The organism is Mycobacterium sp. UM_11, assembly GCF_001414075.1.
Classification (GTDB): Bacteria; Actinomycetota; Actinomycetes; order Mycobacteriales; family Mycobacteriaceae; genus Mycobacterium.
Genome location: NZ_LATC01000001.1, coordinates 84,432 through 103,654, shown reverse-complemented (window position 1 = coordinate 103,654; position 19,223 = coordinate 84,432). Strand labels below are relative to the sequence as shown.

The 19,223-nt window shown below is 68.9% G+C and carries 19 protein-coding genes and 1 riboswitch; of the genes, 11 read left to right on the top strand and 8 right to left on the bottom strand.

The genetic code is table 11. The annotated features are described in order from the left end of the window. Positions 1–28: 28 nt before the first annotated feature. Positions 29–481, top strand: coding sequence for an SRPBCC family protein (locus WU80_RS00515; RefSeq protein ID WP_082459729.1), 453 nt, complete (start codon positions 29–31; stop codon positions 479–481). Between the two features lie 38 nt (positions 482–519). Continuing rightward, the gene (locus WU80_RS00510) at positions 520–969 is read left to right on the top strand and encodes an SRPBCC family protein (protein WP_082459728.1); all 450 of its coding nucleotides are present in this window, start codon (positions 520–522) and stop codon (positions 967–969) included. Positions 970–976: 7 nt separating this feature from the next. On the opposite strand, the gene WU80_RS00505 is transcribed toward WU80_RS00510, so the two are convergent. Continuing rightward, the gene (locus WU80_RS00505) at positions 977–2,155 is read right to left on the bottom strand and encodes a pyridoxal phosphate-dependent aminotransferase (protein WP_055400271.1); all 1,179 of its coding nucleotides are present in this window, start codon (positions 2,153–2,155) and stop codon (positions 977–979) included. 220 nt (positions 2,156–2,375) lie between these two features. On the opposite strand from WU80_RS00505, the gene WU80_RS00500 reads away from it, so the two are divergent. Beyond that, on the top strand, positions 2,376–3,587 hold the full coding sequence (locus WU80_RS00500; RefSeq protein WP_055400269.1) for an acetyl-CoA C-acetyltransferase: 1,212 nt from the start codon (positions 2,376–2,378) through the stop codon (positions 3,585–3,587). A 4-nt stretch (positions 3,588–3,591) separates the two neighbouring features. Beyond that, positions 3,592–5,736, top strand: coding sequence for a 3-hydroxyacyl-CoA dehydrogenase NAD-binding domain-containing protein (locus WU80_RS00495; RefSeq protein WP_055400267.1), 2,145 nt, complete (start codon positions 3,592–3,594; stop codon positions 5,734–5,736). Positions 5,737–5,821: 85 nt separating this feature from the next. On the opposite strand, the gene WU80_RS00490 is transcribed toward WU80_RS00495, so the two are convergent. Then, positions 5,822–6,685: an LLM class F420-dependent oxidoreductase gene (locus tag WU80_RS00490; RefSeq protein ID WP_055400265.1), complete on the bottom strand. Its 864-nt coding sequence runs from the start codon at positions 6,683–6,685 to the stop codon at positions 5,822–5,824. Continuing rightward, on the bottom strand, positions 6,676–7,905 hold the full coding sequence (locus WU80_RS00485) for an FAD-dependent monooxygenase (RefSeq protein WP_055400263.1): 1,230 nt from the start codon (positions 7,903–7,905) through the stop codon (positions 6,676–6,678). Before WU80_RS00485 ends, WU80_RS00490 begins: the two co-directional genes overlap by 10 nt. A 77-nt stretch (positions 7,906–7,982) precedes the next feature. On the opposite strand from WU80_RS00485, the gene WU80_RS00480 reads away from it, so the two are divergent. Further along, positions 7,983–8,972 (top strand): LLM class F420-dependent oxidoreductase, encoded by a 990-nt coding sequence (locus tag WU80_RS00480; protein ID WP_055400261.1) that lies wholly within the window; start codon positions 7,983–7,985, stop codon positions 8,970–8,972. Here the strand turns inward: WU80_RS00480 and WU80_RS00475 are convergent. Next, a complete protein-coding gene (locus WU80_RS00475; protein WP_055400259.1) occupies positions 8,969–9,262 on the bottom strand; it encodes a putative quinol monooxygenase in 294 nt (97 codons plus the stop codon). The two genes, WU80_RS00480 and WU80_RS00475, sit on opposite strands and share 4 nt — an antisense overlap. Positions 9,263–9,395: 133 nt before the next feature. On the opposite strand from WU80_RS00475, the gene WU80_RS00470 reads away from it, so the two are divergent. Together WU80_RS00470 and WU80_RS00465 are read left to right on the top strand one after the other, a co-directional pair. Beyond that, positions 9,396–9,809 (top strand): Zn-ribbon domain-containing OB-fold protein, encoded by a 414-nt coding sequence (locus tag WU80_RS00470; RefSeq protein WP_055400257.1) that lies wholly within the window; start codon positions 9,396–9,398, stop codon positions 9,807–9,809. A gap of 11 nt (positions 9,810–9,820) precedes the next feature. Then, positions 9,821–10,966 carry a thiolase family protein gene (locus WU80_RS00465; protein WP_055400255.1) on the top strand — a complete coding sequence of 382 codons (1,146 nt, stop codon included), beginning with the start codon at positions 9,821–9,823 and terminating at the stop codon, positions 10,964–10,966. 14 nt (positions 10,967–10,980) lie between these two features. On the opposite strand, the gene WU80_RS00460 is transcribed toward WU80_RS00465, so the two are convergent. From WU80_RS00460 to WU80_RS00450, 3 genes are all read right to left on the bottom strand, one after another. Beyond that, positions 10,981–12,165 (bottom strand): FAD-binding domain, encoded by a 1,185-nt coding sequence (locus WU80_RS00460; protein ID WP_055400253.1) that lies wholly within the window; start codon positions 12,163–12,165, stop codon positions 10,981–10,983. 115 nt (positions 12,166–12,280) lie between these two features. After that, a complete protein-coding gene (locus tag WU80_RS00455; RefSeq protein WP_055400251.1) occupies positions 12,281–13,930 on the bottom strand; it encodes a DNA repair helicase XPB in 1,650 nt (549 codons plus the stop codon). 43 nt (positions 13,931–13,973) lie between these two features. Beyond that, positions 13,974–16,232 (bottom strand): helicase-associated domain-containing protein, encoded by a 2,259-nt coding sequence (locus tag WU80_RS00450; RefSeq protein WP_055400249.1) that lies wholly within the window; start codon positions 16,230–16,232, stop codon positions 13,974–13,976. A 118-nt stretch (positions 16,233–16,350) separates the two neighbouring features. Here WU80_RS00450 and WU80_RS00445 point away from each other — a divergent pair, with 118 nt between their 5' ends. From WU80_RS00445 to WU80_RS00430, 4 genes are read left to right on the top strand one after another with little or no spacing between them, the layout of a single operon-like run. Then, positions 16,351–16,551 (top strand): hypothetical protein, encoded by a 201-nt coding sequence (locus WU80_RS00445; protein WP_139273158.1) that lies wholly within the window; start codon positions 16,351–16,353, stop codon positions 16,549–16,551. An 8-nt stretch (positions 16,552–16,559) separates the two neighbouring features. After that, on the top strand, positions 16,560–17,087 hold the full coding sequence (moaC, locus tag WU80_RS00440; RefSeq protein WP_055400245.1) for a cyclic pyranopterin monophosphate synthase MoaC: 528 nt from the start codon (positions 16,560–16,562) through the stop codon (positions 17,085–17,087). Continuing rightward, entirely contained in the window at positions 17,087–17,569 is a 483-nt protein-coding gene (locus WU80_RS00435; protein WP_055400325.1) for a molybdenum cofactor biosynthesis protein B, read from the top strand. Before moaC ends, WU80_RS00435 begins: the two co-directional genes overlap by 1 nt. Then, the gene (locus tag WU80_RS00430) at positions 17,566–17,991 is read left to right on the top strand and encodes a molybdenum cofactor biosynthesis protein MoaE (protein ID WP_055400243.1); all 426 of its coding nucleotides are present in this window, start codon (positions 17,566–17,568) and stop codon (positions 17,989–17,991) included. The genes WU80_RS00435 and WU80_RS00430 overlap by 4 nt, the downstream gene beginning before the upstream one ends. 77 nt (positions 17,992–18,068) lie before the next feature. On the opposite strand, the gene WU80_RS00425 is transcribed toward WU80_RS00430, so the two are convergent. Further along, a complete protein-coding gene (locus WU80_RS00425) occupies positions 18,069–18,884 on the bottom strand; it encodes a transglycosylase family protein (protein ID WP_055400241.1) in 816 nt (271 codons plus the stop codon). A 12-nt stretch (positions 18,885–18,896) separates the two neighbouring features. Next, positions 18,897–19,110: riboswitch (cyclic di-AMP (ydaO/yuaA leader) on the bottom strand. Between the last annotated feature and the right edge of the window lie 113 nt (positions 19,111–19,223).

The window sequence follows — 19,223 nt, the reverse complement described above, 5'->3', positions numbered from 1 at the left end:
GCGCTCCGATGTTGCTAGGTTGAGCTCAGTGGCCGTAAAAGCATCACGCGAATTCGTCGTCGACGCGCCGCCAGAAGTGGTCATGGAGGCGCTGACAGATGTCGGCGTCCTGTCGACGTGGTCACCGTTGCACAAGAACATCGAAGTGATCGACCGTTATCCCGACGGTCGGCCCCACCACGTCAAGACCACGATCAAGATTCTGGGCCTCGTCGACAGGGAGATCCTGGAGTATCACTGGGGCCCCGATTGGGTTGTCTACGACGCGAAAGGGACCTCCCAGCAGCACGGCCAGCATGTCGAGTACAACCTCAAACCCGAGGGCCTCGACAAGACCCGGGTGCGCTTCGATGTCACGGTCGAACCGGGCCGGCCCATGCCCGCCTTCATCGTCCGGCGCGCCAGCGAAAGCGTGCTCGACTCGGCGGTAAAGGGATTGTGCGAATTGGTAAAGCGCGGCAACGACGCGGAGTCGGAATAGCCTTCGGGAGGGCCTGAGCGGTTGCTAACTTATTAGCAGTGGCCGTCCAAGCATCGTCGGAAATCGTGATCGACGCGCCTCCGGAAGTGATCCTGGAGGCGCTGGCCGACATGGACGCCGTCCCGTCATGGTCGTCGGTGCACAAGCGGGTCGAGGTCGTCGATAAATACCCCGACGGTCGCCCGCACCATGTGAAGGTCACCATCGCCGTCACGGGCATTCACGACACGGAACTGCTCGAATACCACTGGGGCCCGGACTGGATGGTGTGGGACGCCGCCCGGACGGCTCAGCAACGCGGCCAGCACGGGGAGTACAACCTGAGCCGGGTGAGCGACGACAAGACCCGGGTCCGATTCACCATCACGGTCGAACCGTGGGCGCCCCTGCCCGAGTTCTGGGTCAACCGGGCCCGCAAGAAGATCCTGCATGCCGCGCTGGAGGGTCTGCGCAAGCGCGTGCTCGAGGGCTTCGGGCCGGCGAGCTAGGCGGACGTCACCGCAGGACGGCCAGCCGCCGGATCGCCTCGTCGAGGGTGTCCATTCGTTTGCAGAAGGTGAAGCGCACCAAGTGATTCCACACTTGGGCCTGTACCGAGGCGTGCGCGGCGGCCGGGTCGCAGAAGGGTGAAAGCGGGATGGCGGCCACGCCCGCCTTCTCGGGCAGGGCCGCGCAGAAGGCGGTGCTGTCGTCGTAGCCCAGGGGGCGCGGGTCGGCGCACAGGAAGTAGGTGCCGGCGCTGTCGTGCACCTCGAAGCCGATGTCGGACAGCCCGGCGGCCAGCCGGTCACGTCGCGCCGCCAACGAGTTGCGCAGCTCGGCCACCCACGCGTCCTCGGTGTCGAGCGCCAGGGCCACCGCGGGCTGGAACGGTGCGCCGCCGACGTAGCTCAGATACTGCTTCGCCGCGCGCACCCCGGCGATGAGTTCCGCTGGGCCGCAAGCCCATCCGATCTTCCAGCCGGTGCAGTTGAACATCTTGGCCGCGCTGGAGATGGTGACCGTGCGCTCGGCCATCCCCGCGAATCCGGCCAGTGGCAGATGCCGGTGGGCGTCGAACACCAGGTGCTCGTAGACCTCGTCGGTGATCACCAACAGGTCAGCGGCGACCGCGACCTCGGCGATGGCCCGCAGCTCCGCCTCGCTGAGCACGGTGCCGGTCGGGTTGTGCGGCGAGTTGACGATCAAAGCGCGGGTACGCGGCGTCACCGCGGCGCGCAGGGCGTCGGCGTCCAGGGCGAAGCCGCGGCCGTGCGGGACCAGCGGCACGGCCACCCGGTGCGCGCCGGCCATCGCCAGCACCGGCGAGTAGGAGTCGTAGAACGGCTCGACGAGCAGGACCTCCGAGCCGGGTTCGATCAGGCCGAGCACGGCGGACGCGATCGCCTCGGTGGCCCCAACCGTCACCAGCACCTCGGTGTCCGGGTCGTACTCGATGCCGAAGTGCCGCCGCCGCTGGGCGGCGATGGCGTGCCGCAGCGACGCCACCCCGATGCCGGGCGGGTACTGGTTGTTGCCCTCGGCGATGGCGTCCTGGGCGGCCTTCAACATGGCCGCGGGCCCTTCCTCGTCGGGAAAACCCTGACCGAGGTTGACCGCACCGACGCGCGCGGCCAGCGCCGACATCTCGGCGAACACCGTGGTGGCGTACGGACGCAGGCGCGAGACCGTCATGGGGGTCGAGCTTAGGGGGCCGTCATGCTCGAGCGTCACGCCAGTGTGGCGTGCGTGCGTCGCGGCCACGCTGGCGTGACGCTCGTGACCGGGGGACGCCCGCGCTCGAGCTGCGCCGATCGGCCCAACCAACAGGTTGGCCGGGCACTTTGTTAGGGTGCGGTATCTGGACCTACCTTTAATACGGATCCGAACCCCCATTTGCGAAGAGGAACTCGACATGTCCGAAGAAGCCTTCATCTACGAGGCGATCCGCACGCCCCGCGGCAAGCAGAAGAACGGCTCGTTGAACGAGGTCAAGCCGCTTAACCTGGTCGTCGGCCTGATCGAGGAGCTGCGCAGGCGCCACCCCGATCTGGACGAGAGCCTGATCAGCGACGTCATCCTGGGCTGCGTCTCGCCCGTCGGTGACCAGGGCGGCGACATCGCCCGCACCGCGGTGATCGCGGCCGGCATGCCCGACACGGTCGGCGGCGTGCAGCTCAACCGGTTCTGCGCCTCCGGGCTGGAGGCCGTCAACACCGCCGCCCAGAAGGTCCGCTCCGGCTGGGACGACCTGGTGCTCGCCGGCGGCGTCGAGTCGATGAGCCGCGTCCCGATGGGCTCCGACGGCGGCGCGATGATGGCCGACCCGGCCACCTCCTACGACGCCTACATCGTCCCGCAGGGCATCGGCGCCGACCTGATCGCCACGATCGAGGGCTTCTCCCGCGACGACGTGGATGCCTACGCGCTGCGCTCGCAGCAGTTGGCGGCCGAGGCATGGTCGGGCGGCTACTTCGCCAAGTCGGTGGTACCGGTCCGCGACCAGAACGGTTTGCTCATCCTCGACCACGACGAGCACATGCGGCCCGAGACCACCATGGAGGGCCTGGCCAAGCTGAAGCCCGCGTTCGAGGGCCTCGCCGCCATGGCGGGCTTCGACGACGTGGCGCTGCAGAAGTACCACTGGGTCGAAAAGATCAACCACGTCCACACCGGGGGTAACAGCTCGGGAATCGTGGACGGCTCGGCCTTGGTGCTGATCGGCTCGGAAAAGATGGCGAAGGCCGGCAGTTTGACCCCCCGCGCCCGCATCGTCGCCACCGCCACCACGGGCGCCGACCCGACGATCATGCTGACCGGCCCGACGCCGGCCACGCAGAAGGTGCTCGACCGCGCCGGGCTGACCGTCGACGACATCGACCTGTTCGAGCTGAACGAGGCGTTCGCGTCGGTCGTCCTGAAGTTCCAGAAGGACCTGAACATCCCTGACGAGAAGCTCAACGTCAACGGTGGCGCCATCGCGATGGGCCACCCGCTGGGCGCCACCGGCGCCATGATCCTGGGCACCATGGTCGACGAGCTCGAGCGCCGCGGCGCCCGGCGCGCGCTGATCACGCTGTGCATCGGCGGCGGCATGGGTGTCGCCACCATCATCGAGAGGGTTTAAGACCATGGCAGAGAACACCATCCAGTGGGACAAGGACGCCGACGGCATCGTCACGCTGACGTTGGACGACCCGACCGGGTCGGCCAACGTGATGAACGAGCATTACAAGGAATCGATGCACAAGGCCGTCGAACGTCTTGTCGCCGAAAAGGATTCGATCACCGGTGTGGTGATCACCAGCGCCAAGAAGACGTTCTTCGCCGGCGGTGACCTCAAGAGCATGATCACCGCCGGACCCGAGAACGCCGGTGAGGTCTTCGCCGAGGTCGAGGACATCAAGCGCGACCTGCGCACCCTGGAGACCCTGGGCAAGCCGGTGGTGGCCGCCATCAACGGCGCGGCGCTCGGCGGCGGTCTGGAGATCGCGCTCGCTTGCCACCACCGCATCGTCGCCGACGTCAAGGGCGTCCAGCTGGGTCTGCCCGAGGTCACGTTGGGCCTGCTGCCCGGCGGCGGTGGCGTCACCCGGGTGACGCGGATGCTCGGCATCCAGAACGGCTTCCTCAACGTGCTGAGCCAGGGCACCCGGTTCAAGCCGGCCGCGGCCAAGGACAACGGCCTCGTCGACGAGATCGTCGGCAGCGTAGACGAATTGGTGCCCGCGGCAAAGGCGTGGATCAAGGCCAACCCCGAGTCGCACACCCAGCCGTGGGACGTCAAGGGCTACAAGATTCCCGGCGGCACGCCGTCGTCACCGGCGCTGGCGGCCATCCTGCCGTCGTTCCCGTCGCTGCTGCGCAAGCAGCTCAAGGGCGCGCCAATGCCGGCGCCGCGGGCCATCCTGGCCGCGGCCGTCGAGGGCACGCAGGTGGACTTCGACACCGCCACCCGCATCGAGAGCCGCTACTTCACCGAGCTGGTCACCGGCCAGGTCGCCAAGAACATGATCCAGGCGTTCTTCTTCGACCTGCAGCACATCAACGGTGGCGGTTCGCGGCCGGACGGCATCGCGCCGGTCAAGATCAACAAGATCGGTGTGCTCGGCGCGGGCATGATGGGCGCCGGCATCGCCTACGTGTCGGCCAAGGCCGGCTACGACGTGGTGCTCAAGGACGTCAGCCTCGAGGCCGCGCAGAAGGGCAAGGGCTACTCGGAAAAGCTTGAGGCCAAAGCCCTTCAGCGCGGTAAGACCACCGAGGAGAAGAGCAAGGCGCTGCTGGACCGCATCACGCCGTCGGCCGACCCCGCAGATTTCAAGGGCGTCGACTTCGTGATCGAGGCGGTGTTCGAGAACCAGGAACTCAAGCACAAGGTGTTCCAGGAGATCGAGGACATCGTCGAACCCAACGCGCTGCTCGGGTCCAACACCTCCACGCTGCCGATCACCGGCCTGGCGACCGGCGTCAAGCGGCAGGAGGACTTCATCGGGATCCACTTCTTCTCGCCGGTCGACAAGATGCCGCTGGTCGAAATCATCAAGGGCGAGAAGACTTCCGACGAGGCGCTGGCCCGCGTGTTCGACTACACGCTGGCCATCGGCAAGACCCCGATCGTGGTCAACGACAGCCGCGGTTTCTTCACCAGCCGCGTCATCGGCACCTTCGTCAACGAGGCGCTCGCGATGCTCGGCGAGGGTGTCGAGCCGGCCAGCATCGAGCACGCCGGCTCGCAGGCCGGCTACCCGGCGCCGCCGCTGCAGCTGTCCGACGAGCTCAACTTGGAGCTGATGCACAAGATCGCCACCGCCACCCGCAAGGGCGTGGAGGACGCCGGTGGCACCTACGAGCCGCACCCGGCAGAAGCCGTGGTGGAGAAGATGATCGAGCTCGGCCGCCCCTCGCGGTTGAAGGGCGCCGGCTTCTACGAGTACGTCGACGGCAAGCGCACCGGCCTCTGGCCGGGCCTGCGCGAGACGTTCAAGTCGGGCAGCGCTGAGATTCCGTTGCAGGACATGATTGATCGCATGCTGTTCGCCGAGGCGCTGGAAACCCAGAAGTGCCTCGATGAGGGCGTGCTGACGTCGACCGCCGACGCCAACATCGGCTCGATCATGGGCATCGGCTTCCCGCCGTACACCGGTGGTAGCGCGCAGTTCATCGTCGGTTACCAGGGGCCGGGCGGCATCGGCAAGGAGGCCTTCGTGGCCCGCGCCCGCGAGCTGGCCGCCAAGTACGGCGACCGCTTCCTGCCGCCGGACTCGCTGACGTAGTTCTGCCGAGCAGACGCAGAATCGCGTAACGCGGGGCCTCCGCGTGCGATTCTGCGTCTGCTCGCGGTCGGAGGGGTCGGAGGGGTCACCCCTTGAGGGCCGCGGCGATCCGGCGCCATTCCTCGCGCGGAAAGGCCTTCGGATCCGCCAGCAGCACTTGCACGCAGACGTGGTCGGCGCCGGCCGCACGGTGGTCGGCGACCCTGCGCATGATCGCGTCCTCGTCCCCCCACGCGATGATGGCGTCGAAGAGCCGGTCGCTGACCTGCGCCACCTCGTCTTCGGAGAAGCCGCTGCGCAGCAGGTTGTTGGCGTAGTTGGGCAGCGCCAAATACGAACGCAGCCAATCCGTTCCGAGGCGGTGCGCCTCGTCGGCGCTGTCGGTGAGGATCACCGTCTGCTCGGGCAGCAGCAGCGGGCCCTCGCCGAGCGTCGAACGCGCGGAGGCGGTGTGCTCCGGGGTGACCAGGTAGGGGTGCGCCCCGGCGGCGCGGGTGGCGGACAGGGTCAGCATCTTCGGCCCCAGCGCGGCGAGGACCCGTCGCCCGGTGGGGACGGGCCGCGGGGCGGCGTCCAGCCCGTCCAGGAACGACGCCGTCGCCGCCAGCGGCTTGCGGTAGCGCCCGGGTTGGCCGGCGTCGATCAGCGGTGCGTGGCTGACCCCGATGCCGAGCAGGAAGCGGTCCCCGTGCTCGCCGGTGAGCGCCGCGTACGAATCGGCGACGTCGCCGGGCGAATGCATCCACAGGTTGAGGATCCCGGTGGCGATCACGGTCCGCTTGGTCGCGGCGAGCAGGTTGCCGACCGCGTCGAACACCGGTCCGCCGACGTCGGGGATCCACAGCGCAGGGAAGCCCAACTCGTCCAATTCCGCTGCGGCCTCGGCGGATTCGGACGAGTCGCCGTAACGCAGTTGGCTGCTCCAGATTCCGACACCGGTCAGTTCCATGGGGCGTCCTTCCTCTCGTCGTCTTCGCCGTAATCGGGTACCGGCATCGAATCGTGCATCCGGAGGCCGCTGGTGTTCAGCTTCGCCAGCGACCGGGACAGGGTCCCGGGCAGCCGCGACACCAGCTGGGCGCCGCGGGTCAAGGCCCACACCCCCAGTCGCGAGCCGGGAATGATGCCCTTGGCGGCGCCGCGCGCGAAGGCCCGGCTGCGGTGCACCGGTTCGCGCATCTGCAGTTCGTAGGCCGCGAACGCGCGCAGGTGGTCGCCGTCCGCCCGGGCCAGCTCCCCGGCCAGCACGTAGGCGCCGAGCACCGCGAGGCTGGTGCTGCCGCCGACCGCGGGCCCGGGGCAGTACCCCGCGTCGCCGACGAGGGTGACCCGCCGCCGCGACCACCTGTCCAGCCGCAGCTGGCTGATCGCGTCGAAATAGAACGCCGGCGTGCGGTCGATTTCGCCCAGCCAGCCGTCCACCTGCTCGTGCATGCGCGCGAACGCGTCGCGCACGAATTCCTTCTGCCGCAACGCATCCCGATGGTCGTAGTCGAGTTCCCGCTCGCTGCGGAACAGGAAGACCGCCCGCGCGTCGGCCAAGTGCTCGGCGGTGTAGATGCCGGCGAGGCGGCCCGCGCCGACGTGGCAGGTCATCTCGCCGGCGCTGGCCAGTGCCTTCGGTGCCGACGCCACCGCCAGGTAACCGCCGAGGAACCGGGTGAGGCCGGCTTCGTCGCCGAACGTCAGCTGCCGGACGTTGGAGTGCAGGCCGTCGGCGCCGACGATGACGTCGAATCGGCGGGCGGGGGCCCGTTCGAACGTTACGTCGCCGTCATGGTCGATCGCGGTGATCGAGTCGTCGAACAGGTACTCGACGTCGTCGCGGCCGGCGGTGTAGTAGATCTCGCTGAGGTCGTCGCGCATGATCTCCACGTGCCGGTCCGACGTGGCGGCATAGATCTTCGTGAGGTCGATCTCGAAGGGCCGCGACCGGCCCTCGCGGTGCATGGTCATCCGGTTCGTTCCGGTGGCGAGCGCCTCGATCTGGGGCAGGACACCCATGTTCGCCGAGATCTCCATCGCGGGGCGGAACAGGTCGACGGCGTGGCCGCCGGTCTTGCGCAGGGCGGGCGCCCGTTCGACGACGGTGACGTCGAAGCCGCGGCGGGCCAGCCAGTAGGCCAGCACGGGGCCGGCGATGCTGGCGCCCGAGACGAGGACCCGCACGACGACCTCCCGCTTGCCTGACGATGGACAAGCCTAGCGGCGGACCCCGCCGAACGATCGGGCTAGAGTCCGTTGCTATGCGCTTCGGTCTCTTCATCCCGCAAGGTTGGCGAATGGATCTGGTCGACATCGAACCGGAGCGGCACTGGGCGGTGATGCGCGACCTGGCCACCTACGCCGACAACAGCGCCTGGGACTCGCTGTGGGTGTACGACCACTTCCACACCGTCCCGATGCCGACGGACGAAGCCACCCACGAGGCGTGGTCGCTGATGGCCGCGTACGCGGCGGTCACGTCGCGGATCAAGCTCGGCCAGATGTGCACCGCGATGAGCTACCGCAACCCGGTGTATCTGGCCAAGGTCGCGGCGACCGCCGACGTCATCTCCGGTGGGCGGATCCAGATGGGCATCGGTGGTGGCTGGTACGAACACGAATGGCGCGCTTACGGTTACGGCTTCCCCTCGGCGGGTGTGCGGCTGGGCCGGCTGGACGAGGGTGTGCAGATCATGCGCGACGCCTGGCGCGACGGCAGGGTCAGCTTCGATGGCAAGCACTATCAGGTCGACGGCGCGATCGTGTCACCCAAACCCCTGCAGGACAACGGGATTCCGCTGTGGATCGCCGGCGGTGGCGAGAAGGTCACCCTGCGCATCGCGGCGAAGTACGCGCAGTACACCAACTTCGCGCCGGAACCCGAGGCGTTCGCCCACAAGTCGGAGGTGCTCGCGCGGCACTGCGAGCAGGTGGGCACCGACTTCGATGCCATCGTGCGCTCGGCCAACGTCAACGCGGTCGTAGGCACGTCGGACGCCGACGTCAAGGACCGGCTGCAGCGGGTGCGCGACCGTATCGTGCGCTACGTGCCCGAGGCCGCCGCCGACGCGATGCTCGCCGCGGGCAGCGGACCCGATTCGGCGACGGGCACCCCGGAACAGGTGATCGAGCGGCTCGCCGGGCTGCGCGACCTCGGATGCGAGTACGCCATCTGCTATTTCCCGGAGGCGGCGTACGACCGGTCCGGCATCGAGTTGTTCGAGCGCGAGGTGATTCCCGCGCTGAGCTAGATGTCGGTGGTCGCGTACCGCTTCTTGACGGGGGGCGCGGCCAGCAGTGGGGGCAGCTCGGTCAGTTTTCCTTCGCCGGCGCGGAACGCACGGTAGGCCTCGTCATGCTCGACCGAGTCCCACAGTTCGTAGATCAGCCAGTGGGCTTCGTCGTCCTCGTCGACGAGCACGTCGGTCTGGACGTTCCCGGCGAACGCGCGGGTGTCCCGCAGCGCCCGGCCCATGACGTCGCGCGCCTGCGGCACCGCATCGGGCTTGAACTTCAGTTCGAGTATCACCGTGACTGGCATGGTCTCAAGATATCCGCGGGGCCCGGCCGCGCGGCATCGGGCGCAACTAATGAGAATGCGGTTTCCACTTTTCGGAAAGCTGTTATACGGTTGCGTGAGCAACATTCTGTTCGGCGCTGCTGGAGGACCCCCGATGCAAAAGGCCCTTGCCCCCGAGATCTCTACCTGGCCCGACGAGAGCCCACAGCTGATCGGCAGCCGGTGCGGCAGCTGCGGCGCGACCACCTTTCCGGTGCAACAGTGGTGCCCGCGCTGCAGCCTCGGCGAGATGACCGACGTGCTGCTGCCGCGCCGCGGAACCCTGGTCGCGTGGACCACCCAGGGCTTCCCGCCCGGGGCCCCGTACGCCGGGCCCACCGGCAAGGACTTCGTCCCGTTCGGCGTCGGCCTCGTGCAGCTCGACGACGTGATCCGCGTCGAGGGCCGGTTGACCGAGAACGACCCGGCCAAGCTGCAGTTCGGTCAGGAGGTCGAGCTGACCATGGTGCCGTTTACCACCGACGGCGACGGCAACGAGATCGTCACCTTCGCGTTCCAGCCGGTATAAGGAGACCTGAGATGACCAACGATGTCGCCATCATCGGCGTGGGCCTGCACCCGTTCGGCAGGTTCGATAAGACCGCGATGCAGATGGGCGCCGAGGCCATCCAGTCCGCGCTGGCCGACGCCGGGGTGGACTGGAAGGACATCCAGTTCGGCTTCGGCGGTAGCCACGAGGTGTCCAACCCCGACGCGGTGACCCGCCTGGTGGGGCTGACCGGCATCACCTTCACCAACGTCTTCAACGCCTGCGCCACCGCCGCCAGCGCGATCCAGCAAACGGCGGACACCATCCGGCTGGGCAAGTACGACATCGGCATCGCCATCGGCCTGGACAAGCACCCGCGCGGCGCGTTCACCGACGACCCCGCCAAGCTGGCGCTGCCGCAGTGGTACGCGCAGAACGGTCAGTTCGTCACCACCAAGTTCTTCGGGATGAAGGCCAACAAGTACCTGCACGACCACAACATTTCGCAGGCCACGTTGGCGAAGGTGGCGGCCAAGAACTTCCGCAACGGCGCGCTGAACCCGAACGCGTTCCGCCGCAAGCCGATTCCCGAGGAGGAGATCCTCAACTCGCCCGTGCTCAACTACCCGCTGACGCAGTACATGTTCTGCGCGCCCGACGAGGGCGCCGCCGCAGTGATCATGTGCCGGGCCGACCTCGCGCACAAGTACACCGACAAGCCGGTGTACGTGCGGGCCTGCGAGATTCGCACCCGCCGCTACGGCGCCTACGAGGTGCACGCCACCTTCGCTCCGCTGGATGAGGACGTCTCACCGACGGTGTATGCGTCCAAGGCGGCCTACGAGGCCGCCGGCATCGGGCCCGAGGACGTCGACGTCGCGCAGCTGCAGGACACCGACGCCGGCAACGAGGTCATCCACATGGCCGAGACCGGCCTGTGCGCCGACGGCGAGCAGGAGAAGCTGCTGGCCGACGGCGCCACCGAGATCCACGGTTCGATGCCCGTAAACACCGACGGCGGGTTGATCGCCAACGGCGAGCCGATCGGCGCGTCGGGACTGCGGCAGATGCACGAGCTGGTGCGCCAGCTGCGCGGTGAGGCGGGCGAGCGTCAGGTGCCCGGCAACCCGCGCGTGGGCTTGGCCCAGGTGTATGGCGCACCCGGCACCGCATCGGCGACCATCCTGTCGCTCTAGGCGGCCGGTGCCGGCTATGCGGCGTATTCCGGTATCGGTATGTCGTCACGGAATTCGCTGCGGACGACCCAGTCGGCCAGTCGCGGGATGTTGAGCAGTTTGGAGGCCTGATTGCGGGTCAACAGACCCAGGGCCGTCTTTGGTGCGAATGTCGCCGCGAATGCGCGCGCCGAGCGCTGCCTGGCCTCGACAATCGGACGCAGTGTGCGCTCATAACGACGAAAGGCGTCCTGGTGGTCGTCCCCCGCGCGATTGAGCTCCCCCGCCAGCGTGTACGCCTGCACCATCGCCAGGCCCGTTCCCTCACCCGCGAGCAGGGAGACCGCGGCCGCGGCGTCCCCGATCAGCGCCACCCGCCCGTCCGACCAACGGTCCATGACGATTTGGCTGGTGCGGTCGAAGTAAACCTCGGACGCCCGGTCGAGGTGGAGCAGGATCTCCGGGCATTCCCAGCCCGCGTCGCCGAACACCCGACGCAGGGTCGCCTTGGCCTCTGACACACCCTGCGGATCGGGACCGCTCGTCTTCTCGGCGGTGAAAACGAAGAGAAACATGGTCTTTTCGTCGCGCATCGAGAATCGGGCGACCATGCGTCCCGGCATGGTGTAGGCGAGGTAGACGAGTTCGTCACGCGGCTGGTAGCCCTGGGCTTCGAATGCCGCGACTCGATAGCCCAGATCCGTCTCGAATCTGTTTTGGGGTCCGAACACCAAGCCCCGCACGGGAGAATGGATGCCGCCCGCGCCGATCAGCAGGTCGAAGTGCCTTGACCCGCCGCCCTCCAGGGTGACCGACACGCCCGAGTCGTGTTGCTCGACGGCCGAAACGCTTTCACCGAACAGCGTTTCAGCATGGTTCTCGATGGAGTGATAGATCATGGCCGCCAGGTCGCCACGCGGCACAGTGGTGAATCGGCCATCGAGGTTGCGCCGGAACGGCTCAGTCGAAAAGCCGCCCACCCGTTGCGAATTCCGGTTCACGAGTCGCACTTCGCGCACCTGGTATCCCTCGGCGTGCAGGTCGGTGGTGAGCCCCATGCGTTCGGCAACGGCATACCCGCCACCCCAGAAGTCGACCACGTAGCCGCCGGTGCGCAGGCCCGGTGCCTTCTCGATCAGAGTTGGCTCGTGGCCGTAGCGGGCCAGCCAGTACGCGAGCGTTGGTCCGGCGATACCTGCGCCGACGATGCCGATCTTCATGGGCGTACCTCCTCTGCGGGGTGACGCCTCCAATTATCATAGCTCTATGCAATAGTTGCAATAGGCAAGAAACTTGGCATGAGAGATCGGCGGAATCGGCGCCGCTCTCGTGACCTCAAATCGCCGGGCCCAGCAGGTCGTCCGCGTCGCGGATGATGTACCCGTAACCCTGCTCGGCGAGGAAGCGCTGCCGGTGCGCGGCGTATTCGGCGTCCAGGCTGTCGCGGGCCACGATGGAATAGAAGATTGCGCCGCCCCCGTCGGCCTTGGGCCGCAGCAACCGGCCCAGCCGTTGGGCCTCCTCCTGGCGCGAGCCGAAGGTCCCCGAAACCTGCACCGCCACAGAGGCTTCCGGCAGGTCGATGGAGAAGTTGGCGACCTTGGACACCACCAACGTCGACACCTCACCGCGGCGGAACGCGTCGAACAGCTCCTCGCGTTCCTTGGTCCGCGTCGACCCCTGGATCACCGGGGCGTTCAACTCGGCACCCAGCTCGTCGAGCTGGTCGAGGTAGGCGCCGATCACCAGCGTCTGCTCGCCGGGATGCCGGCTCAGCACCGACTTGACGACGGCGATCTTCGAATGCGCCGTCGAGCACACCTTGTAGCGCTCTTCGGGTTCCGCGGTGGCGTACAGCATTCGCTCGTTGTCGGTCATCGTGACCCGCACTTCGACGCACTCGGCCGGCGCGATCCAGCCCTGGGCCTCGATGTCCTTCCACGGCGCGTCGTAACGCTTGGGGCCGATCAGGGAGAACACGTCGCCCTCGCGGCCGTCTTCGCGGACCAGCGTGGCGGTCAGGCCCAAGCGTCGCTTGGATTGCAGGTCGGCGGTCATGCGGAACACGGGCGCCGGCAGCAGGTGGACCTCGTCGTAGATGATCAGCCCCCAGTCGCGGCTGTCGAAGAGCTCCAGATGCCGGTATTCGCCCTTGGTGCGCCGGGTGATCATCTGATACGTCGAGATGGTGACGGGCCGAATCTCCTTGCGCTCACCGGAGTATTCGCCGATCTCCTCCTCGGTGAGCGAGGTGCGCGCGATCAGCTCGCGCTTCCATTGCCGAGCCGCGACGATGTTGGTCACCAGGATCAGCGTGGTCGCGCTGGCCTTGGCCATCGCGGCGGCGCCGACCAGCGTCTTGCCGGCCCCGCACGGAAGCACCACCACTCCCGACCCGCCGGACCAGAACGAATCCGTGGCCATCTGCTGGTAGTCGCGCAGGTGCCAGCCGTCCTGCGCCAGGCTGATGGGGTGGGCCTCGCCGTCCACATAACCCGCGAGATCCTCTGCGGGCCAACCGATCTTGAGCAGCATCTGCTTGACGCGGCCGCGCTCGCTGGGGTGGACGACGACGGTGTCGTCGTCGATGCGGGCGCCGAGCATGGGCGCAATCTTCTTGTTGCGCAGCACTTCCTCGAGCACCGCGCGGTCCAGGCTTACCAGCGTCAGGCCGTGCGCTGGATGCTTGACCAACTGCAGGCGGCCGTAGCGGGCCATGGTGTCGACGATGTCGACCAGCAGCGGCTGGGGCACCGCGTAGCGGGAGAAGCTGACCAGGGCGTCGACGACCTGTTCGGCGTCGTGGCCGGCCGCGCGGGCATTCCACAGCGCCAGCGGTGTGATGCGGTAGGTGTGTACGTGCTCGGGCGCGCGTTCCAGCTCGGCGAACGGCGCGATGGCGGCGCGCGCCGCTCCGGCCTGCTCGTGGTCGACCTCGAGCAGCACCGTCTTGTCGGACTGCACAATCAACGGGCCGTCAGTCAATGGCGCCGCTCCTCCTCATCCTCTCGCGAGTCATCGAAACCCATTATCGGCCGTTGGCCGACACCACCGACGTGATGCGGTGGATGGCAAAGTCGCGCAACCGGCCGGACGCCGAGTCGAATGCGGTCAGCTGACCGCCCCGAACGCTGATCGGTGACACCACCCGCTGGGTGGCGACGCCGGCGGCATCCAAATAACCGATCACCAACGTCTCTTGTTCCTTGGCGGCGCGCTGCAAAAGCGACATGGTGATCGCCGGATCGATGCGAACGTTGCCGAACGGTGCGGCGGTCACCTTCCTCAGCACCGCCACCACCGCGTTCAGGCTCTCGTTGTTGGGGCGCGGCATCGGGCGATAGGGCCGGCGCTGCTGCGGCGTGGGCACCCGGGCCCCGCGTGGCCGGACGTCGACGATGGCGCCCGTGGAGTCCTCGGCCGCCGGGGCGAAGCCCGCCGCCCGCAGCGCGACCAGCACCTCGCCGATCGGTGCCGGGGACACCGCAACCGTCGGTGCCAGGGCGCGCAGTTGCACCCCTTCGGTCGCGGGCGCGGCCACGGCCTGCGCCAGGAGCGCGGGGTCCTCGCACCGCACGAACGATGCCGCCATGCCGATCCGCAGCTGGCCGTGCCGACGCGCGACATCGTCGATGAGGTAGCTAAGGCCCTGCGGCACAGGGGTTTTGGAGTGCTTGGCGAACAGGGCGTGCATCCAGTCGCGGGTCTTACCCACGTCCAGCGCGTGCCGGATCGACTGCTCGCTGATGCGGTACACCATCGCCGTGCCGGCCGATTCGACGGTGGCCACGGCGGCGAGTTGCTCGGCGAGGTCGCGTTGCAGCGGGCCCGGCACCACCACGGTCAGGTCGGCCTGGACCAGAAAGTAGTCGATCGGTTTGGGCAGGGCACGCGCCATCGCGTCAATCGCGGCCTGGGCGTCGGCACCGTCGTCGAGCAGGGCACGGCCCGCGGAGCTGAGCGCCCCGCGACCGACCAGGCCCAGCGCGTGGCTCTCGGCCAGCAGGTCACCCACCGGGCCGGGTTGCAGCCGCTTGGCCCAGCGGGGTCGCCGCCAGATCAGTGCCGCCGACGCCTCGACCGCGTTCACGCACGCGCCCGGGGGCAATTGGGCCAACATGCTCAGCAGCAGCCGGCGATCCAGCGGCGCGGCCGTCGAATACAGCGCATCCGTAAGGGCGCCATAGGGTTTGGCGTCGGGGCTCCGGGTCCCGATCAGGGCCGGCCGGCTCGGCAGGTCCAGCCAGCTGGTGGCCAGCAGGTGCCAGCGTTCCGCGGTGGACAGCGCCGTGAACCGGTCGGTGGCCACCGTCGGCGCCCAGTACGGCCCGTCGCCGGTGGCGGGCTCGGGATCGGGCATCCCGCTGGCGATCAACCCGGCCGCGACCGCCACCTCGAGGATCAGGCCCAGCCGCGACTCGTCGATGCCGGCCGTCTTGCTGAGCCGTTTGACGTCGCGAATCCCCAGGCCGCCGCTGCGCAGTTCGGAAACCGGTGCGGCCGCCAGGGTTTCGATGAGGACGTCGAGTTCCCGCAGCAGGTCGATGGTGGCACCGGCGGCTGCCGCGTCGACGTCGTCGACGGTGGTGGTCGACACCACCGGGTCGGGTGCCGTCAATTGCATGGGGCCGGGCTGTTCGCCGCGCAACACCTGCCCGACGTGGCGGGGCAGGATCACCGTCTCGGCGTCGATGCGGCGCAGCAGGCCCGACGCGAGCAGCTGGGGCACCGGCCGGTCCACAGGGGCGCCGGGTGCGGCGTCGCGGGTGCGGCCCATCGGGGAACCCTCGAGCAGCTTCTCCAGCACGTCGAGTTGGGCCCGGTCCAGGCCGTCGATGAGCGCGGCGATCTGTTCGCCGCTGCGGGAGGCGTCCTCGAGCGTGACCTGGCCCGGGTGCCATGGCAGCGCCGTGCCGGCGTCGGGCGCCACGCGCAGCGCCGCGTCGCCCCACACCAGAGCGCGCTCCCGCAGATCGTCCAGCGCCCCCACGACGTCGGCCTCGGGGGCGCGCTCACCGATCAGCGCCAGCAGTTTCGCGGTCGGCACCGGCGTCGCATCCGCCTGCAGCACCAACAGCGCGTCGAGCACCGCCAGTCGCAGGAAGTCGAGTTCGTCGGTGGCGGCCTTGACCGACTGGCGGGCCTGGGCGCGCGCGGCCAGCGCGGCGATGCTGCCGGGCGGCGGCTGGGCGAGGTCCGGCCGCAGCTCTAGCAGTCGGATCAGCCGCTCGTCGGGCAAGTCGGCCAGCCACGACCCCAGCGGGATATCCGGGGTGTTGTCGGTCATTGCTGACCAGCGTAAAACAGTCGGCGGGTCCCACGTAGGCCGCGAATGTCGGCAGCTTCCCGGTCGAACTGACGGTCTTGCAGGACGGGCGCAGGAGCGACCTGTCAGAATGGACGACGTGGCTGACACTGCTGAGGGCAAAGCCCGCAAAACCAGGTATGTCGACAACGGGTGGCCGACGACGGACCCCGACGACCACGCGGTGAGCGAACTCGTGACCGACCGGACGGGAGCGTTGTCGCCCTTCGGCGAGCTGGTGTTCCCGCTGCCCTCCACTGACCTGCCCTACCTGCACCCGGTCACCGTCGTTAACCGGTAGGCGCCACGATGGCTAGGGCCTCCGAGGCCGCCAAGCCCGCGGCGACCTGGGCGTCGGGAGAATCCCCCTCGGGTGCGCTGTCGCACCTGGACGAGCGGGGGGCCGCGCACATGGTCGACGTCACCGGTAAGGGAGCCACCAAGCGGACCGCGGTGGCCGCGGGAGCCCTGCATACTTCGCCGCGCGTGGTCGAGCTGATCTCGGCCGGCGGCCTGCCGAAGGGCGACGCGTTGGCCACCGCCCGGGTGGCGGGCATTCTGGCGGCGAAGCGCACCAGTGACCTGATTCCGCTGTGCCACCAGCTGGCGCTCACCGGAGTCGACGTCGATTTCAGCGTGGGGGAGTCCGTGATCGAGATTATCGCGACGGTACGCAGCACCGACCGCACGGGCGTGGAGATGGAGGCGCTGACCGCGGTCAGCGTGGCCGGTCTGACGCTCTACGACATGATCAAGGCGGTGGACCCCGCCGCGCGCCTCGACGACATTCGGGTGTTGCGCAAGGAAGGCGGCAAGACCGGGACGTGGGTGCGCTGATGAGCGCCCGGACCGCGCGCGTCATCATCGCCTCCACCCGCGCCTCCACCGGCGTTTACGACGACAAGTGCGGGCCGATCATCTCCGAATGGCTTGGTGAGCGGGAGTTTTCGTTGCCCGACCCGGAGGTGGTCGCCGACGGCAAGCCGGTCGGCGAGGCCCTGCGCAAGGCGATCGACGACGACGTCGACGTCGTCATCACCTCCGGGGGCACCGGCATCTCGCCCAGCGACAGCACGCCCGACCAGACGGTCGCGGTGCTGGACTACATGATCCCGGGGCTGGCGGACGCGATCCGGCGGTCGGGGCTGCCCAAGGTGCCCACGTCGGTGCTGTCCCGCGGGGTGTGCGGTGTGGCGGGGCGGACGCTGATCGTCAACCTGCCCGGGTCGCCCGGCGGGGTGCGCGACGGGCTCGGGGTGCTCGCCGACGTGCTCGACCACGCGCTCGACCAAATCGCCGGCGGAGACCACCAGCGATGACGCGCGTCCTGCGCGCCGCCATGACCGAACAGCCGATTTTCCTCGCCGAGCACGAGGAACTGGTGGGCCATCAGTCGGCCGGGGCCGTTGTCGGCTTCGTCGGCATGATTCGCGACCACGACGGCGGGCGCCGGGTGGTGCGGCTGGAGTATTCCGCGCACCCGTCGGCCGCGGAGGTCATCGCGGAGGTCGTCGCCGAGGTCGCGGAACAGTCCGGAGGGGTGCGCGCGATCGCGGCCAGCCACCGCGTCGGTGCCCTGCACATCGGGGAGGCGGCGCTGGTGGCCGCGGTCGCGGCCGACCATCGTCAGGCGGCGTTCACCACCTGCGCGCTTCTGGTGGACACCATCAAGGCGCGGTTGCCGGTGTGGAAGCACCAGTTCTTCGACGACGGAACCGAAGAATGGGTGGGTTCCGCCTAACCCCGTGACGCTTGGAATGCCGGCACGCCCCGAAGCGGAAACGTTCGAGGCGTGCCGGGCAGTCTGGCGGGTGGCCCCTAGGTGGTGGGGGCCGGCTGGGCGATCGCGTCGAGCGCGTCGTTGCCCTGGATGTCCTGCGCCCGAATGGCGTCCCACAGCTGCTTCGTGTAGCCCACCGAGGAAACCTCCTGCGGCATGTTGGCCGGCACGAAACCGTGGAAGCCGGTGTCGACGACGGGCGCGTCGGCCGGGGGCGCGGGGGGCAGGTCGGCCGGAGCGGCCGGCGGCGCGTCGGCGGGCGGCGCGGGCGGCATGGCGTCGGCCGGGGGGGCCGGGGGCAGGTCCGCGGGCGGCGCAGGGGGCATGGCGTCGGCCGGGGGTGCCGGGGGCAGGTCCGCGGGCGGCGCGGCCTGGCCGAAGGACGTCAACTGCACTGGCGCGGGCGCCGGCGGGGGAGCCGGCTGACCGTTCAGGCCGGGCGCATCCAGCGGCGCGTCCAGGCCCGCGGGCGCGGGGATCTCACGCGGCGTCGGGCCCGACAGCGGGCCACCGCACACCGGCCACGCGCCGCGGCCCTGGCTGGCCAGCACGCGCTCGGCGACGGCGATCTGCTGTTCCTTGGTGGCCAACTCGGCCGACGGGGCGTACTGGCCGCCGCCGTGCGAGGCCCAGGTGCTCGCGCTGAACTGCACGCCACCGTGGTAGCCGTTGCCGGTGTTGATCGCCCAGTTGCCGCCCGACTCGCAACGGGCTACCTGGTCCCACTCGCCATCGGTGGCCGCGGCCGCTTGGCCGGCCAGGGCGATGCTGCCGCCGCCGAGGACCGCGCCGGTGACGGCGATCTTGGCGACGCTGATGTTCGACGTGCTGGGCTTACGGTGACGTCCACTCATAGGCCGTGAAAAATCCTCTCTCGTCACGCGCCTGCGAGGTCAGCTGTCGGGTTCGGGTTGGAGAGGCCACCCGGCCGTCATCGCTTCTGCGAAACGATGTCGGCTTCACCCCAAGGGGCCGCACGCGGCCCCAGTCCGATCACGGTGGACCGGTGGGTCCCCCGTCTCCATCCACGTAGGTTCGGTGGGCCCCCGCCTATTGGATGGAGCTCGGCGCGATAGGGAGGGGAGGTTCGCCAATTCGGTTGTCTTGGCGAGCCTTCGGAGAAACGTAGCGGTTTCTGTTGGTCCCGTCACGTTCTGCGAAACCCGGCGTTTCCCTCTCGGCCACCTGCGAAA

Coding starts and splice junctions, on each gene's coding strand:
- WU80_RS00425 (WP_055400241.1), bottom strand. CDS start 18,884: ATGAGTGGACGTCACCGTAAGCCCAGCACGTCGAACATCAGCGTCGCC.
- WU80_RS00465 (WP_055400255.1), top strand. CDS start 9,821: ATGACCAACGATGTCGCCATCATCGGCGTGGGCCTGCACCCGTTCGGC.
- WU80_RS00480 (WP_055400261.1), top strand. CDS start 7,983: ATGCGCTTCGGTCTCTTCATCCCGCAAGGTTGGCGAATGGATCTGGTC.
- WU80_RS00470 (WP_055400257.1), top strand. CDS start 9,396: ATGCAAAAGGCCCTTGCCCCCGAGATCTCTACCTGGCCCGACGAGAGC.
- WU80_RS00430 (WP_055400243.1), top strand. CDS start 17,566: ATGACGCGCGTCCTGCGCGCCGCCATGACCGAACAGCCGATTTTCCTC.
- WU80_RS00495 (WP_055400267.1), top strand. CDS start 3,592: ATGGCAGAGAACACCATCCAGTGGGACAAGGACGCCGACGGCATCGTC.
- WU80_RS00475 (WP_055400259.1), bottom strand. CDS start 9,262: ATGCCAGTCACGGTGATACTCGAACTGAAGTTCAAGCCCGATGCGGTG.
- WU80_RS00490 (WP_055400265.1), bottom strand. CDS start 6,685: ATGGAACTGACCGGTGTCGGAATCTGGAGCAGCCAACTGCGTTACGGC.
- WU80_RS00500 (WP_055400269.1), top strand. CDS start 2,376: ATGTCCGAAGAAGCCTTCATCTACGAGGCGATCCGCACGCCCCGCGGC.
- WU80_RS00435 (WP_055400325.1), top strand. CDS start 17,087: ATGAGCGCCCGGACCGCGCGCGTCATCATCGCCTCCACCCGCGCCTCC.
- WU80_RS00460 (WP_055400253.1), bottom strand. CDS start 12,165: ATGAAGATCGGCATCGTCGGCGCAGGTATCGCCGGACCAACGCTCGCG.
- WU80_RS00450 (WP_055400249.1), bottom strand. CDS start 16,232: ATGACCGACAACACCCCGGATATCCCGCTGGGGTCGTGGCTGGCCGAC.
- moaC (WP_055400245.1), top strand. CDS start 16,560: ATGGCTAGGGCCTCCGAGGCCGCCAAGCCCGCGGCGACCTGGGCGTCG.
- WU80_RS00505 (WP_055400271.1), bottom strand. CDS start 2,155: ATGACGGTCTCGCGCCTGCGTCCGTACGCCACCACGGTGTTCGCCGAG.